The organism is Actinoalloteichus hymeniacidonis (assembly GCF_014203365.1).
Classification (GTDB): domain Bacteria; phylum Actinomycetota; class Actinomycetes; order Mycobacteriales; family Pseudonocardiaceae; genus Actinoalloteichus_A; species Actinoalloteichus_A hymeniacidonis.
This window is the reverse complement of the sequence record NZ_JACHIS010000001.1, coordinates 1,270,154-1,284,328: the sequence shown is the minus strand read 5'-3', so window position 1 is coordinate 1,284,328 and position 14,175 is coordinate 1,270,154. Positions and strand designations below refer to the sequence as shown.

Genomic DNA, 14,175 nt, shown 5'->3' with positions numbered 1-14,175 from the left:
AGCCGATGACTCCACCGCAGCAGACCACCTCCACGCCGCCCGGTCGCGCAGCGCGATCGGCGCGTGGGGTGCAGCGGAAACGCGGCGAGGGCCAGTGGGCGCTGGGCTACCGCGAGCCGCTCAATCCCAACGAACGGTCCAAGAAGGACGACAATCCGCTCAACGTCCGGGCTCGCATCGAGTCGATCTACGCCCAGGGCGGTTTCGACTCCATCGATCCCGGTGATCTGCGCGGCCGGTTCCGTTGGTGGGGGCTGTACACCCAGCGCAAGCCCGGTATCGACGGCGGCCGGACGGCGGTCCTGAAGCCGGAGGAGCTGGACGACGAGTACTTCATGCTTCGGGTGCGGGTCGACGGCGGGCTGCTGACCACCGCCCAGCTGCGCGCCATCGGCGAGATCTCCCAGATGTACGCGCGCGACACCGCCGATCTGACCGACCGACAGAACATCCAGCTGCACTGGGTGCGGATCGAGGACGTCCCGGCGATCTGGGCGAAGCTGGAGGCGGTCGGCCTGTCGACCACCGAGGCCTGCGGCGACTGCCCTCGGGTGGTCCTCGGCTCCCCGGTGGCGGGCATCGCCGAGGACGAGATCATCGATGCCACGCCCGCGATCGAGGAGATCACCCGGCGGTTCATCGGAGATCCGACGCTGTCGAACCTGCCGCGCAAGTTCAAGACGGCGATCTCCGGCTCACCCCGACAGGACGTCGTGCACGAGACGAACTGCGTCTCCTTCGTCGGTGTCGAGCATCCCGAGCACGGGCCCGGTTTCGACCTGTGGGTGGGCGGTGGTCTGTCGACCAATCCGAAGCTCGCCGTGCGGTTGGGCACCTGGGTGCCGCTGGCGGAGGTGCCCGAGGTCTGGCACGGCGTGGCCCAGATCTTCCGCGACTACGGCTACCGCAGGCTGCGGCACCGGGCGCGGTTGAAGTTCCTCGTCGCCGATTGGGGTGCCGAGCGGTTCCGCGAGGTGCTGGAACAGGAGTACCTCGGACGTCGGCTGCTGGACGGGCCCGCGCCGCAGCCGCCCACGACGACCCGCGATCACATCGGCGTCCACCGGCAGCGGGACGGCGCGCACTACGTCGGTTTCGCGGCGACGGCGGGCCGGGTCTCGGGTTCGACGCTGGTCGCGGTGGCCAAGGCGGCGGAGCGGGTCGGTTCGGGGCGGGTCCGCACCACGGTGCAGCAGAACCTGTTGGTGCTGGATGTGCCCGATGCCGAGTTGGACTCGCTGCAATCGGAGTTGGCCGGGCTCGGTCTTTACAGCAACCCGTCGCCGTGGCGGCAGGGCGTGATGGCGTGCACCGGCCTGGAGTTCTGCAAGTTGGCGATCGTCGAGACCAAGGCCAGGGCGATCGCGTTGGTCGAGGAGCTGGATCGGCGGCTGGCCGACGTCCAGGAGGGCGTCGTCGACCCGGTCACGGTGAATCTGAACGGCTGCCCGAACGCCTGCGCGCGAACCCAGGTCGCCGACATCGGCCTCAAGGGACAGATCGTCGTCGACGCCGACGGGGCGCAGGTCGAGGGCTTCCAGGTGCACCTGGGCGGCGGGCTGGGGCTGGATTCCGGTTTCGGCCGCAAGCTGCGCGGGCACAAGGTCACCTCCGCCGAGCTACCCGACTATGTGGAACGGCTGGTGCGCCGCTACCTGGCAGGCCGGACCGACGGCGAGCGGTTCGCCCAGTGGGTCGTGCGCGCCGAGGAGGCCGAACTCCGGTGAGCGCGGCGTTCGAGGCCGCAGGCGGTCAGGGCCGCGCGGTTCCCCTGCACTGTCCCTACTGCGCTGAGGAGGACCTGCGGCCAGAGGAGGAACCCGAGGGCGCCTGGCTGTGTGCCGGGTGTCGGCGGGTGTTCGTCGTGCGGATGGTGGGTCTGCGACTGAGGGAGACGAGGTCGTCCTAGATGAATACCGAGACCGAGGAACGAATCGAGCAGGGCAGGCGGCTGGCCCGCGAGGGCGCCGAGCTACTGGCGTCGGCCGATGCGCGGCAGATCCTGGACTGGACCGCGCGGACCTTCGGCGACGAGTGGATCGTCGCCTCGAACATGCAGGACGCCGTGTTGGTCGACCTGGCCGCCAAGGCCAAGCCCGGCGTGGACGTGTTGTTCCTGGAGACCGGTTATCACTTCGCCGAGACCCTGGGCACCCGCGATGCGGTGGCCGGGACCTATCCGGTGCGGATCGTGCAGGCGCAGGCCCGCCAGACCGTCGCCGAGCAGGACGCGAGCGAGGGACGCCGGCTGTATTCGTCTGATCCGGACCGATGCTGTGCCCTGCGCAAGGTCGAGCCGCTGCGCCGCACCCTGGCCGGTTATCGCGCCTGGGTCACCGGGGTACGGCGCGTCGAGGCTCCGACCAGGGCGAACACCCCTGTCGTCACCTTCGACGAACGCCATGGGCTGGTGAAGGTCAATCCGCTGGCCGCGTGGTCGGACGAGGACATGACCGACTACATCGAGCAGCACGGCGTCCTGGTGAACCCGCTGGTCTCGGCGGGCTACCCCTCGATCGGTTGTCAGCCCTGCACCAGCAAACCCGCGCCGGGGGCCGATCCGCGCAGCGGGCGTTGGGCGGGCAGCAGCAAGACCGAATGCGGATTACATGGATAGCGGGGGCCTTTCGATGACGAAGACGAGCGTCGGGCCGAAGCCGGCCGAGGCCACGATCCGATCGGCAGGCGCGGTCGTCCAGCAGCCCGCGCCGAGGCGGCGGACGCCCACCGGCCTGGACACCCTGGAATCAGAAGCGGTGCACGTGTTCCGCGAGGTGGCCGGTGAGTTCGACCGGCCGGTGGTGCTGTTCTCCGGCGGCAAGGACTCCACGCTGTTGGTGCATCTGGCCAGGAAGGCGTTCTGGCCTGCGCCGATCCCCTTCGCGCTGCTGCACGTCGACACCGGCCACAATTTCCCGGAGGTCATCGAGTTCCGGGATCGGCTGGTCGCCCGGTACGGCCTGCGGTTGGAGGTGGCCGAGGTCCAGCGCTGGATCGACGACGGCCGGTTGACCGAACGCGCCGACGGCACCCGCAATCCACTGCAGACGGTGCCGCTGTTGGACAGCATCGTCGAACACCGTTTCGACGCCGTGTTCGGCGGTGGCAGGCGCGACGAGGAGCGGGCCCGCGCCAAGGAACGCATCTTCAGTCTGCGCAACTCCTTCGGCCAGTGGGATCCGCGCAGGCAGCGCCCCGAACTCTGGAATCTCTACAACGGCAGGCATCGACCCGGCGAGCACGTCCGGGTGTTCCCGCTGTCGAACTGGACCGAGCTCGACGTGTGGAACTACATCGAGCGCGAGAACATCGAGCTGCCCTCGATCTACTACGCGCACCGCCGCGAGGTCTACCTGCGCGACGGAATGCTGCTCAGCTCGGGCCCGTGGGGCGGACCGCGCGAGACCGAGCAGGTCCAGGAGCGGCTCGTTCGGTATCGCACGGTCGGAGACGGCTCCTGTACGGGCGCCGTGGAGTCCGACGCGACCACCGTCGCCGAGGTGATCGCCGAGGTCGCCGCCAGCAGGCTCACCGAACGGGGTGCCACCCGCGCCGACGACCGGATGTCGGAGGCCGCCATGGAGGACCGGAAACGAGAGGGCTACTTCTGATGAGCGGTGGCGAACAGATCGACTCTCTTCGGCTGGCCACGGCGGGCAGCGTCGACGACGGCAAGTCGACCCTGGTCGGCAGGCTGCTGCACGACACCAAGTCGGTGCTGGCCGATCAGCTGGAGGCCGTCCACCGGGTGAGCACCGAACGCGGCCTGACGGAACCGGACCTCTCGCTGCTGGTCGACGGGCTGCGCGCGGAGCGGGAACAGGGCATCACCATCGATGTCGCCTACCGTTACTTCGCGACGCCGCGCCGATCCTTCGTGCTGGCCGACACGCCGGGACATGTGCAGTACACCCGCAACACCGTCACGGGGGCCTCCACCGCCCAGTTGGCGATCCTGCTGGTGGATGCCCGGCGCGGCGTGGTGGAGCAGACCCGGCGGCATGCCGCGGTGGTGGCGCTGCTCGGGGTGCCGAGGCTGGTGCTGGCGGTCAACAAGATCGACCTGGTCGACTACGACGAGACGGTGTTCCGTGCGGTGAGCGCCGAGTTCGCCGCCCACGCCGCCGCGCTCGGTTACGCCGCCGACGACGTGGTCTCGATACCGGTATCGGCGCTGGTCGGCGACAACGTCGTCACCTCATCCGCCAACACCGGCTGGTACTCGGGGCCGACCCTGCTGGAACACCTGGAGACGGTGCCCGTGGCACCGGATCCACATGAGGTGCCCTTCCGGATGGCGGTGCAGTACGTGATCCGCCCCCGGACTCCGGAGTACCCGGACTACCGGGGTTACGCGGGTCAGGTCGCGGCCGGGCTCGTACGGCCCGGCGACGAGGTGGCGGTCCAACCAGCCGGGTTGCGCAGCACCGTGCACCGCATCGACACCGCCGACGGGCCGCTGGCCGAAGCGGTGGCCGGCCAGTCGGTGACGCTGTTGTTGACCGACGAGTTGGACATCGGTCGGGGCGATGTGATCGGCGAGGTAGCCGAGGCGCCGAAGCCGGTCACCGAGATCGACGCGACGCTGTGCTGGCTCTCCGAGCGTCCGCTGCGCGCAGGAGCGCGAGTCCTGATCAAGCACGGCGCCCGCACCACCCAGGCGGTGGTCGACCAGCTGACCGCTCGCTTCGACGAACAGCGGCTGGTCACGATCCCCGATCCCGCCGAGCTGGGACTCAACGAGATCGGCCGGGTGTCGGTGCGCACGGCCGAGCCGCTGCCGGTGGACGACTACGCGATCAGCAGACGGACCGGCGCGTTCCTGGTCATCGATCCGGCCGAGGGCAACACCCTGGCCGCCGGGCTGGTCGGGGTTCCGCTACAGGCCTTGCAGTCAGACGGCTCGCCGGCCGCGGCGGACACCGCGACGACCGACCCGATCACTCCGACCGAGCCCGCGCCGGTGGCGACCTGACCCGTAGCCGCACCGGGTAGCCGAAGCGGGCCGCCACGGCGGATGGGCACCGCCGAAACCGCCCGCTCGGCTCGAACCACTTGCTTTCGCAACCAAATGCTTCAACTTGATCAGGGAAGGCTGACTACATGAACCCCGCGTCTCGTCGCGGCCCACAGCGCGCGATGGCCGCAGCGCTGGTGGTCCCGATCGCACTGATCCTCTCCGGTTGCTCCCGCGTCGAGCGCGATTCGACCGATCAGACCGCCGAGGTGGCCGATCAGGGACCTGCGGAGGTCGTCAATCTCGGCTACTTCCCGAACATCACCCACTGGTCGGCGCTGATCGGCGTCGCCGACGGCCGGTTCGAGGAGGCGCTGGGCGACACCCGTTTGGAGACTCATACCTTCAATGCGGGCCCCGACGCCGTGAACGGTCTGCTCGGCGACTCGCTGGACATCCAGTTCATCGGTTCCAACCCGACCCTCAGCGCCTACGAGCAGTCCGACGGCACCCACACGCGGCTGATCGCGGGCGTCACCTCCGGCGGTGCGCAACTCGTGGTCCGGCCGGAGATCGCCTCGGTGGACGATCTCGGCGGCAGCACCATCGCGACCCCGCAGCTGGCCAACACCCAGGACGTCGCCGCCAAGAAGTGGCTGTTCGACAACGACATCCCGCAGGGCACCGGGGACGACGAGGTCGAGGTGTCCAACGTGGACAACGCCGAGACGCTCGCGCTGTTCCGCGACGGGCAGCTCGACGGCGGTTGGCTGCCGGAGCCGTGGTCATCGCGGCTGGTCATCGAGGCGGACGCCGAGGTGTTGGTCGACGAGCGCGACGAATGGCCGGACGGCCGGTTCCCCACCACGGTGATCATCGCCCGCACCGAGTTCCTCCAGGCTCACCCGGAGACTGTCGAGGCGATCCTGCGCGCGCACGTCGAGACGGTGCTGTGGGCGCGGGAGAACCCGGAGGTGGCCAAGGCCTCGGCGAATGAGGAGTTGGAGCGGCTCACCGGCAATCCGCTGGACGACGAGGTGCTCGACCGGGCCTGGGAGAACATCGAGCCTACCTGGGATCCGGACGCCGGTGGTTTCCCGCAGCTCGCCGAGAACTCGGTGGACGCCGGGCTGACCGACGAGGCGCCGGAGCTGTCCGCGTTCAGCGATCTGCGGCCGTTGAACCGGGTGTTGACCGACCTCGGCGAAGAGCCGGTCGACGACGCGGGCCTCGACGACGAGTCCTGATCCGACGAGATCGAGGAGCTGGCATGACGGTGACACTCACCGACGCGGCCGACATCGACGCGCGGGACGGCCAGGCCGTGTCGGTGTCGAAGCTGGTCAAACAGTTCGGCCACGGCCCGGAGGCCGTCCTGGCGCTGGACGGGGTGGACCTGACGGTGGCCCCCGGCGAGTTCGTCTGCCTGCTGGGCGCCTCCGGCTGTGGCAAGACGACCCTGCTCAACCTGCTCGCCAGGTTGGAGGAGCCGACCTCGGGTTCGGTCACCGTCAACACCGCGCGACCCGCGGTGATGTTCCAGGAGCCCGCGCTGATGCCCTGGTTGACGGCCCGACGCAACGTCGAGCTGCCCTTGCGGTTGGCCGGGGTGAAGGCGGCGGCCCGCCGGGAACAAGCCTTGGAGCTGCTCGAACTGGTGCGCCTGGGTGGTCAGGGCGACAAACGACCGCACGAGTTGTCCGGCGGGATGCGCCAGCGGGTCGCCCTGGCCAGGGCACTGGCCTCGGCAGGCCATTCGCCGGGCTCCGACGGCGCGGTCGGCCCCGAGGGCGGCGCGCACCGGCTGTTGTTGATGGACGAGCCCTTCGGCGCGTTGGACGCGATCACCCGCGACGTGTTGCAGGCCGAGCTGGTCCGGGTGTGGCAGGCCACCGCTACCTCGGTGCTGTTCGTCACGCACGACGTCCGGGAGGCGGTGCGGCTCGCGCAACGGGTGGTGCTGCTGTCCTCCCGTCCGGGGCGGGTCGTGCAGGAATGGGCCTCCGACGGCAGTGAACGACTGGTCGAGGAGATCACCGATCGGCTGCGGGAGGTGATCTCCAGCCATGCAGGCAGCTGACACCGAACGGGAGCGCCCCGCAGGCCCGGGGGCCACGGTCGATCTCGATCAGGTCGGGGCGGGCCTGGACGCATTGGACACCCCGGCTACCCGCCGCACCCCGGTGTGGCGCCGGTTGCTGTCGGGTCTGTTGCCGCCGCTGGTGGCGATCGGTGCCCTGCTGGCGGTCTGGCAGCTGCTGTGGGCCCTGGCGTTGTGGCCGGAGTTCCGGCTGCCCGCGCCTGCGGCGGTCGGCGGCGAGATCTGGGATCTGGTGCGGACCGGCGAGATCCTGCCGGTGCTGTGGACCTCGCTGCATCGGGCGATCCTGGGCTTCTTGATCGCCGTGGCGGTGGCCACCCCGCTGGGCTTGGTGGTGGCCAGGGTCCGGGTGGTCCGCGCCGCCGTCGGCCCGGTGATCACCGGGCTGCAAAGCCTTCCCTCGGTGGCCTGGGTACCCGCCGCCGTGCTGTGGTTCGGGCTGACACCCACCACGATCTTCGCGGTCGTGCTGCTGGGGTCGGTCCCGTCGGTGATCAATGGCCTGGTGGCCGGAATAGATCAGGTGCCACCCATCCTGACCCGGGCGGGCAAGGCCATGGGGGCGAGCCGGTTCTCCAACGCCCGGCACATCCTGTTGCCCGCCGCACTGCCCGGTTATCTGGCGGGCTGCAAACAGGGCTGGGCCTTCTCCTGGCGGTCGCTGATGGCCGCCGAGCTCATCGCGGCGTCCCCGCAGTTGGGCATCGGACTGGGGCAGACCCTCGAACAGGCCAGGGCCTTCAACGACATGCCCGGCGTGCTCGCGGCCATCCTGCTCATCCTGCTGGTGGGGGTGAGCGTCGACCTGCTGGTGTTCCGGCCCTTGGAGCGTCGGATACTGCTCGCTCGAGGACTGTCCGGAATGGCATAGATCGGGGGACGTCGATGACGTCGACGTTGGTGGCCATCGCCCACGGCAGTCGGGACAGCCGTTCGCCCGCGACGATCGATCGGCTGGTGCGCGCGGTCCGAGAGGCCCGGCCCGGCCTCGTGGTGCGGGCAGGCTACCTCGAACTGTCCACGCCGTCGCTGGACGAGGTGCTCGCCGAGGTCGAGCCGGGTTCCGTGCTGGTGCCCTTGCTGCTCGGACACGCCTACCACGCGGGGGTGGACATCCCGGCCGCCATCGAGCGGGCCGTCCGGGAACGCCCCGGCCTGCGGCTGCGCATCGCCGGGGTACTCGGTCCCGATGCCCGGCTGGAGGCGGCGGTGCTGCGCAGGCTCGCCGAGGTCGGCGTCGACCCCACGATGTCCGAGGTGGGCGTGGTGCTGGCGGGTGCGGGTTCCTCACAGGAGAAGTCCAACGGTCTGGTGCGGCAGGTGGCCCTGGACTGGTCCCGACGGCACGGCTGGGCACGGGTGGTACCCGCGTTCGCCTCGGCGACGAGCCCGTCGGCGGCCGAGGCCGTGCAGGAGCTGCGCGCGGCAGGCGCCGGACGCATCGTGGTGGCGCCCTGGTTCCTGGCGCCCGGCCTGTTGCTGAACCGGGTGATCGACGCGGTCCGCGCCGAGGCCCCCGATGCGGTGGTCGCCGAGCCGATGGGCGCAGCGCCGGAGGTGACCGAGGTGGTCCTGAGCCGCTTCGCCTCGGCCGTCGAGGAACGCCGTGGCGAGGCGAGCCCCTGAGCGAGGGGTGTATCGCCGGCGTGAGGTCGCTTAGTGTCGGCGGATGACCGAGACCCTGGTGCGGCATCGCGTTGCGAACGGTACGGCGACGATCACCCTCGACTCCCCGAGGAACCGCAATGCGTTGTCCGCCACGCTGCGGCGCGAGCTGCGCGCGCATCTGCTGGCCGACATCGCCGACGAATCGGTGCGGGTCATCGTCCTCGATCACACCGGTCCGGTCTTCTGTTCCGGGATGGACCTGCGGGAGTCCCGCGATGCGACGGCGGGCGACCAGGGCGTCAACGAGTTCCCGGAGATCCTGGAGCTGATCTGGACCAGCCCGAAGCCGGTCGTCGCCCGGCTCGCCGGTCCGGCCCGCGCTGGTGGGGTGGGTCTGGTGGCCGCCGCGGACATCGCCGTCGCCGTCGATACGGCCACCTTCGCGTTCTCCGAGGTCCGGCTGGGCGTGGTTCCGGCGGTCATCTCGGTGACGGTGTTGCCGAGACTGGCAGCGAAGGCCGCACACGAGCTCTTCCTTACCGGCGAGACCTTCGATGCCGCGCGGGCGGTCGACATCGGACTGCTCAACTCGGCCGTTCCCGCCGATCGGCTCGATGCCGAGATCGACCGATTCACCGGAATGCTGGCCAAAGGCGGGCCGAATGCCCTGGCCGCGACGAAGGCGATGCTGCGGGCGCCTCGGGCGGGCAGCCTGGCCGAGGAGTTCGCCGAGATGCTGGCCCTGTCGGCCCGGCACTTCGCAGGCGAGGAGGGGCAGGAGGGCATCCGGGCCTTCGCCGAGAAGCGCTTGCCCGGCTGGGTCGTCGCCGACGCAGGCTCGACCGACGACACCCGTTGAGCCGAGTCGATCAGCCGGTGCTCTAGATCGATGTGACGAATTCTGCGCGTGAACGGCCTGCTCGGCATCGAGATGGGGTACCCCTGATTCCAGCCGATTGTCTGATCAGCGAGGAACAGCGAGGGTGACGATGAGCCAGCCGAGCGAGAAGTCCGGCTCCGTCGAGGAATCCGAGGCGACCACCCCATCGGGGACGTCCGAATCGCAACCGCCCGGGCCATCGGGCGCGGCCAACCCGCAGGACGAGAACTACAGCCAGGCATTCGCGGCCTTCCTCGCCCACACCGACCAGAAACGCCGAATGTGGGATCACCTGGAGTCGATTCTGGAGGCGCTGCCCCGTCGGGACGTGTTGATCGACGCGGGCGCGGGCGAGGGCGGCACGACCGCCTGGTTGAGCGGATCGTTCCGCCGCACCATCGCGATCGAGCCGAACTCCCAGCTGCGCGTCACCCTGCAGACCGTGTGCCCGACCGCGACGGTGCTGCCGACAAAGATTCTGGACACCGAGCCCGCCGAGCGCGGAGACCTGGTGCTCAACTCCCATGTCCTCTACTACATACCGAGGCAGGACTGGTCGCCGGTGCTGGCCAGGCTCGCTTCCTGGACCTCCGACACCGGTCAGTTGATCGTCGTGTTGGAGAACCCCGACAGCGCCGCCATGGTGATGGTCGCGCACTTCACCGGACTGCGATTCGACCTCACCTCGGCCGCCGAGGAGTTCCTCACCGGTGATGCCGAGGGCCGGTGGGTTGTGCGGATCGACACGAGTCCGGCCAGGGTGCGCGCCCCCGATCTGGAGACCGCCACGACCGTCGCCGAGTTCATCCTCGGAATCGCGCCTGCCGAGCTGCATCCCACCCGGGCCCAGGTCACCGAGTACGTCCAACAGCATTTCGCCGCCGACGACGGCTCCTACACGATCGACTGCACCCAGGACCTGCTGCGGATCCGACACCCCTGACATCGCATCGGCTCATCGGAGTCCGGAGTCGACCGGCGTGCTGTCCGAACGGTCGAGCGGCGGGCTCAGACCTCGATGAACACGGCCGACAGGCTGCGCTCGTCCTGTTCGCCCTGATCCACAGCGTCGAGCACGGCACGCCGGATGCCCGGGAACCGCGTCGGATCGTCCTCGGCCAGCCCGGCGAGATGAACCCAGATCAGTCGATGCTCGCCCGCATCGAGCCAGGACAGGTCCCGCAGATAGTCGTACAGGGCGTCGAGATTGCCCCCGAAGGTGTCGGGGAAGGCCAGCAGCCGGGCGATGGCCGCGATGGTCGTCTCGGCGTCGGCGAAGTCGCGGCCGTCCAGTACATGCGGCCAGGCACCGACCCGATGTGCCTCGTCGATCGCCTCGACGACCGGGGCCCAACTCATCGCTGCACGAGCCAGGCCACGATGACCAGCAGGATCAGTCCGACTAGGACGATGGTGATGCGTCGACCCGAGTTCACGCCGCACCTCCCGCGGTACGACCGGTGCCGTTGTCGAGTCCTTCGCGGACGTCGTCGGGTTCGGATCTGCGAGGGCTACGCCGGGCGAAGAAGGCGAACACCTGGTCCACGCCCCGGTCGATCACATACGCGGCGAGCCAACACAGCGGGGCGAGAATGACCAAGGTCATGACGAACTGGAGCACGAAAGGCGATTGCACCAGCCACAGCTCTACGCCGTCCCACCACCCGGTCACCGATGCCAACACGAGTACGGAGCCTACGCGGTAGGTTCGGATGATGTTCGCCGTATATGCCAGCGCCGCAAATCCGAACGATCCCACCGCCGGGCTTTTGATCGGCGAACGCCCGGAGCCCTCGGTCCCCGACGGCTGGGTTCGGGTGCACGTCAAGGCGGCCAGCCTGAACATGCACGACCTATGGACCCTGCGGGGGGTGGGTATCAAGGCCGACGCCTTCCCGATGATCCTCGGGTGCGATGGGGCGGGCGTGCTCGACGACGGAACCGAGGTCGTCATCCATCCGGTGATCAACGCCCCGGGTTGGCGTGGTGACGAGACTCTGGACCCGAAGCGGACCCTGTTGACCGAACGCCATCAGGGCACGTTCGCCGACTCGGTGGTGGTGCCCGAGGGCAATGTCGTGGCCAAGCCCACCGAGTTGTCCTTCGTGGAGAGTGCCGCGCTGGGAACGGCGTGGCTGACCGCCTATCGGATGCTCTTCGTCCAGGCCCAGGTGCGGCCGGGTCAGACGGTGTTGGTGCAGGGCTCCTCCGGTGGGGTCGCCACGGCGTTGATCCAGCTCGCCAGCGCGGCGGGCGTCCGGGTGTGGTCGACGGGTCGGACCGAGGAGAAGCGAGCGTTGGCGACGACGCTGGGCGCCCATGCGACCTTCGAAGCGGGAACACGGCTCCCCGAGCGGGTGGACGCGGTATTCGAGACCGTCGGGAAGGCCACCTGGTCGCACTCGTTGAAGTCGCTGCGGCCGGGCGGCGCTCTCGTGGTCTCCGGCACCACCACCGGCGCGGACCCGAGCGCCGATCTGCAGCGGGTGTTCTTCCTGCAGCTGCGGGTGCTCGGCTCCACCATGGGCACCCGGCAGGAGTTGATCGACCTGATCTCGTTCCTCCGACTGCACGACATCCGCCCGCAGATCGGGCTGACGCTGCCGTTGCCGGAGGCGGCGGCGGGCTTCGCGGCGATGCAGGAGGGCAACACGGCCGGGAAGATCGTCTTCACCCGATGATCCGCAGAGCGGGCGGCGCGGTCAGGCGCTGACCGCGCCCAACGCGATCCGGGTCCGGACCTCCTCGGCCCATTCCGGCGGCAGATCGTCCAAGGCCTGGGCGACGTGCTCAGAGAGTTCGTACCTGCGGCCGCGCGACACGGCGAACACCTCGGCAACCGTGACCCCGTGTTCCGGAGTGCTCAGCACCTCGATCGGCGCGCCCGCCCAGACCTCGCCCGGTTCCTCGACCGCGAGATAGGTGCCGGGACGGCCGTGTGCGGTGAACTTCTTGGCCAGGCCTCGGACGTCCCAGAATCCGGCGAACACCTGGCAGGGCACGCGCGGCCCGGTCACCCGCAGCACCGCGTCGCCGAAGCGGAGTCGTTGGCCGATGACCGCGTCGTCGATATCGATCTCCGAGGTGGTCAGGTTCTCCCCCGCCTTGCCGGGCGTCAGCTCCATGCCCAGCTCCGAGGACCAATGGGCCAGGTCCTCGCTGTCGAAGGCGTAGACGGCCTGGAACCAGCGGCCGTGATCGACCTTGTTCACCACGGTGTCACCTGTGACGCCGGTGCTCTCGATCCGAATCCGCCCCGAGGCGGGTCGCTTGTCGATCCCGGTGCTGCCGAGTTTTCCTGCCCAGTCTGCGGTGTGGACCATAGCGAGGTTCACCGAGCTCACGGTTGACATACCAACCACGATAGGCAGCCATCCAGGCAGATGTGTAACCCCTTTCAGGGGGTTCGGATCACCCCATCCGGGCGCGAATGGGCACGTCGAGAAGCAGACCGTGGCCGAACCCGTCCCGGTGGGAGGACGGGCGGGCTCAGCGCCGCGAGGCGATCTCCTCGGCAAGCTCGTCGATCAGGCCCGCAGCGGGTTGTTCGCGAGTCCGGTCGGAGCCGGTGCCCGCCCAGGCCGAGATGCCCTCCGGGTCGCCCGCCGCCGCGAAGGCCGCTCGCATCGGCGCGGTGAGGTGGTGCACCTCCGGATAGGCCGCAGGCGCGGTCTCGCTGAGCCTGCTCAGCATCGTGTTGACCAGCCCTCGGGCGGGGCGTCCGGTGAACGCCCTGGTCAAGGCGGTTGCGCGCCCCTCGGTCAATGCCTTGCGATGCGCGGGACGGGTGCCCGCCTCCGGACAGCGCAGCAGGGCGGTGCCCAGTTGTGCGGCCGTGGCGCCCGCAGCCAGCGCGGCGGCGATCGAGGCCCCGTCGGCGAGTCCGCCGGCAGCGATCAACGGCAGGTCGATCTCGGCGCGAACCGAGCGGATCAGTTCGAGCAGTTCGTGGGCGGGCCCGCCCGCGGGGCTGTGGCCGTCGTCGACGAAGACCGCTCGATGCCCGCCCGCCTCGATGCCCTGCAGACACAGGGCGTCCGCCCCGGTGGCCTCGGCCAGTCGCGCCTCCGCAGGCGAGGTGACGGTGACGACGACCCGGCTGCCGGCCCGCTGTAGTCGCCGGACGTCCGACGCGGTGGGTGCCCCGAAGGTGAAGGACACGACGGGCACCGGGTCGGCGATCAGCAGGTCCAATTTCGCCCGGTAGTCGTCGTCCTCCCAGCGCGGCTCGCCGGGAGCGACCCCGATGGCGCGGCTCTCCCGCTCGATCACCCGCGAGTACTCCGTGAGGTCCGCCCCCGACGGCGAGCCGGGAACGAAGAGATTGACCCCGAATGGGCATCGGTCCAGCGCCCGGGTGCGCCGAATCTGCTCTTTCACCCTTTCGGGCGACAGGTAGCCGGTGGCCAGGAAGCCCAATCCGCCCGCCGCACCCACTGCTACCACGAGCTCCGGAGTACTGACCCCACCCGCCATCGGCGCCGCGATGACCGGAACACGCAACCCATCCATCACGCGGGACACGCTAGTCGCAACCTCGGCTCGAACGGGTCTGCGGCGGGGCGAGACGACGAGCACACTTGGCGTTCCGCCGGGTCCGCCGCCAGCCATCCCGAGGGAGCGTCGCCA

The 14,175-nt window shown here is 69.7% G+C and carries 16 protein-coding genes; 12 read left to right on the top strand and 4 right to left on the bottom strand.

The genetic code is table 11. The annotated features are described in order from the left end of the window. Positions 1-5 precede the first annotated feature (5 nt). The 11 genes from BKA25_RS05820 to BKA25_RS05770 all read left to right on the top strand — a co-directional run bounded on the left by BKA25_RS05820 (position 6) and on the right by BKA25_RS05770 (position 10,489). Complete coding sequence (locus BKA25_RS05820) at positions 6-1,727, top strand: nitrite/sulfite reductase (RefSeq protein ID WP_069851518.1); 1,722 nt, start codon at positions 6-8, stop codon at positions 1,725-1,727. Next, on the top strand, positions 1,724-1,909 hold the full coding sequence (locus tag BKA25_RS05815; RefSeq protein ID WP_069851520.1) for an Insertion element protein: 186 nt from the start codon (positions 1,724-1,726) through the stop codon (positions 1,907-1,909). Before BKA25_RS05820 ends, BKA25_RS05815 begins: the two co-directional genes overlap by 4 nt. Next, positions 1,910-2,617, top strand: coding sequence for a phosphoadenylyl-sulfate reductase (locus tag BKA25_RS05810; RefSeq protein WP_069851522.1), 708 nt, complete (start codon positions 1,910-1,912; stop codon positions 2,615-2,617). Positions 2,618-2,630: 13 nt separating this feature from the next. Further along, positions 2,631-3,611 carry a sulfate adenylyltransferase subunit CysD gene (gene cysD / locus BKA25_RS05805; protein WP_084643327.1) on the top strand — a complete coding sequence of 327 codons (981 nt, stop codon included), beginning with the start codon at positions 2,631-2,633 and terminating at the stop codon, positions 3,609-3,611. Then, entirely contained in the window at positions 3,611-4,975 is a 1,365-nt protein-coding gene (locus BKA25_RS05800) for a sulfate adenylyltransferase subunit 1 (protein ID WP_069851524.1), read from the top strand. Before cysD ends, BKA25_RS05800 begins: the two co-directional genes overlap by 1 nt. Positions 4,976-5,103: 128 nt before the next feature. Further along, positions 5,104-6,204 carry an ABC transporter substrate-binding protein gene (locus BKA25_RS05795; protein ID WP_157421225.1) on the top strand — a complete coding sequence of 367 codons (1,101 nt, stop codon included), beginning with the start codon at positions 5,104-5,106 and terminating at the stop codon, positions 6,202-6,204. A 23-nt stretch (positions 6,205-6,227) separates the two neighbouring features. After that, positions 6,228-7,037 (top strand): ABC transporter ATP-binding protein, encoded by an 810-nt coding sequence (locus BKA25_RS05790; protein ID WP_069851526.1) that lies wholly within the window; start codon positions 6,228-6,230, stop codon positions 7,035-7,037. Then, positions 7,024-7,929, top strand: a complete 906-nt coding sequence (locus BKA25_RS05785; RefSeq protein WP_069851528.1) for an ABC transporter permease — start codon at positions 7,024-7,026, stop codon at positions 7,927-7,929. The genes BKA25_RS05790 and BKA25_RS05785 overlap by 14 nt, the downstream gene beginning before the upstream one ends. Before the next feature lie 14 nt (positions 7,930-7,943). Beyond that, positions 7,944-8,684 (top strand): sirohydrochlorin chelatase, encoded by a 741-nt coding sequence (locus tag BKA25_RS05780; protein WP_069851530.1) that lies wholly within the window; start codon positions 7,944-7,946, stop codon positions 8,682-8,684. A 43-nt stretch (positions 8,685-8,727) separates the two neighbouring features. Next, the gene (locus tag BKA25_RS05775; RefSeq protein WP_069851532.1) at positions 8,728-9,525 is read left to right on the top strand and encodes an enoyl-CoA hydratase-related protein; all 798 of its coding nucleotides are present in this window, start codon (positions 8,728-8,730) and stop codon (positions 9,523-9,525) included. 130 nt (positions 9,526-9,655) lie between these two features. Continuing rightward, the gene (locus tag BKA25_RS05770; RefSeq protein ID WP_069851534.1) at positions 9,656-10,489 is read left to right on the top strand and encodes a class I SAM-dependent methyltransferase; all 834 of its coding nucleotides are present in this window, start codon (positions 9,656-9,658) and stop codon (positions 10,487-10,489) included. A gap of 65 nt (positions 10,490-10,554) precedes the next feature. Here the strand turns inward: BKA25_RS05770 and BKA25_RS05765 are convergent, their stop codons facing one another. Together BKA25_RS05765 and BKA25_RS05760 are read right to left on the bottom strand one after the other, a co-directional pair. Then, entirely contained in the window at positions 10,555-10,905 is a 351-nt protein-coding gene (locus tag BKA25_RS05765) for a barstar family protein (RefSeq protein WP_069851536.1), read from the bottom strand. A 73-nt stretch (positions 10,906-10,978) separates the two neighbouring features. Continuing rightward, complete coding sequence (locus BKA25_RS05760) at positions 10,979-11,230, bottom strand: hypothetical protein (protein WP_069851538.1); 252 nt, start codon at positions 11,228-11,230, stop codon at positions 10,979-10,981. Positions 11,231-11,261: 31 nt separating this feature from the next. On the opposite strand from BKA25_RS05760, the gene BKA25_RS05755 reads away from it, so the two are divergent. Next, a complete protein-coding gene (locus BKA25_RS05755) occupies positions 11,262-12,227 on the top strand; it encodes a zinc-binding dehydrogenase (RefSeq protein ID WP_069853987.1) in 966 nt (321 codons plus the stop codon). Between the two features lie 21 nt (positions 12,228-12,248). Here BKA25_RS05755 and BKA25_RS05750 read toward each other — a convergent pair whose 3' ends face one another. Further along, positions 12,249-12,899 (bottom strand): MOSC domain-containing protein, encoded by a 651-nt coding sequence (locus BKA25_RS05750; RefSeq protein ID WP_069851540.1) that lies wholly within the window; start codon positions 12,897-12,899, stop codon positions 12,249-12,251. 136 nt (positions 12,900-13,035) lie between these two features. Next, on the bottom strand, positions 13,036-14,157 hold the full coding sequence (locus BKA25_RS05745; protein WP_084643328.1) for an NAD(P)H-dependent flavin oxidoreductase: 1,122 nt from the start codon (positions 14,155-14,157) through the stop codon (positions 13,036-13,038). Between the last annotated feature and the right edge of the window lie 18 nt (positions 14,158-14,175).

Coding starts and splice junctions, on each gene's coding strand:
- BKA25_RS05820 (WP_069851518.1), top strand. CDS start 6: ATGACTCCACCGCAGCAGACCACCTCCACGCCGCCCGGTCGCGCAGCG.
- BKA25_RS05810 (WP_069851522.1), top strand. CDS start 1,910: ATGAATACCGAGACCGAGGAACGAATCGAGCAGGGCAGGCGGCTGGCC.
- cysD (WP_084643327.1), top strand. CDS start 2,631: ATGACGAAGACGAGCGTCGGGCCGAAGCCGGCCGAGGCCACGATCCGA.
- BKA25_RS05800 (WP_069851524.1), top strand. CDS start 3,611: ATGAGCGGTGGCGAACAGATCGACTCTCTTCGGCTGGCCACGGCGGGC.
- BKA25_RS05795 (WP_157421225.1), top strand. CDS start 5,104: ATGAACCCCGCGTCTCGTCGCGGCCCACAGCGCGCGATGGCCGCAGCG.
- BKA25_RS05790 (WP_069851526.1), top strand. CDS start 6,228: ATGACGGTGACACTCACCGACGCGGCCGACATCGACGCGCGGGACGGC.
- BKA25_RS05785 (WP_069851528.1), top strand. CDS start 7,024: ATGCAGGCAGCTGACACCGAACGGGAGCGCCCCGCAGGCCCGGGGGCC.
- BKA25_RS05780 (WP_069851530.1), top strand. CDS start 7,944: ATGACGTCGACGTTGGTGGCCATCGCCCACGGCAGTCGGGACAGCCGT.
- BKA25_RS05775 (WP_069851532.1), top strand. CDS start 8,728: ATGACCGAGACCCTGGTGCGGCATCGCGTTGCGAACGGTACGGCGACG.
- BKA25_RS05770 (WP_069851534.1), top strand. CDS start 9,656: ATGAGCCAGCCGAGCGAGAAGTCCGGCTCCGTCGAGGAATCCGAGGCG.
- BKA25_RS05765 (WP_069851536.1), bottom strand. CDS start 10,905: ATGAGTTGGGCCCCGGTCGTCGAGGCGATCGACGAGGCACATCGGGTC.
- BKA25_RS05755 (WP_069853987.1), top strand. CDS start 11,262: ATGTTCGCCGTATATGCCAGCGCCGCAAATCCGAACGATCCCACCGCC.
- BKA25_RS05750 (WP_069851540.1), bottom strand. CDS start 12,899: ATGTCAACCGTGAGCTCGGTGAACCTCGCTATGGTCCACACCGCAGAC.
- BKA25_RS05745 (WP_084643328.1), bottom strand. CDS start 14,157: ATGGCTGGCGGCGGACCCGGCGGAACGCCAAGTGTGCTCGTCGTCTCG.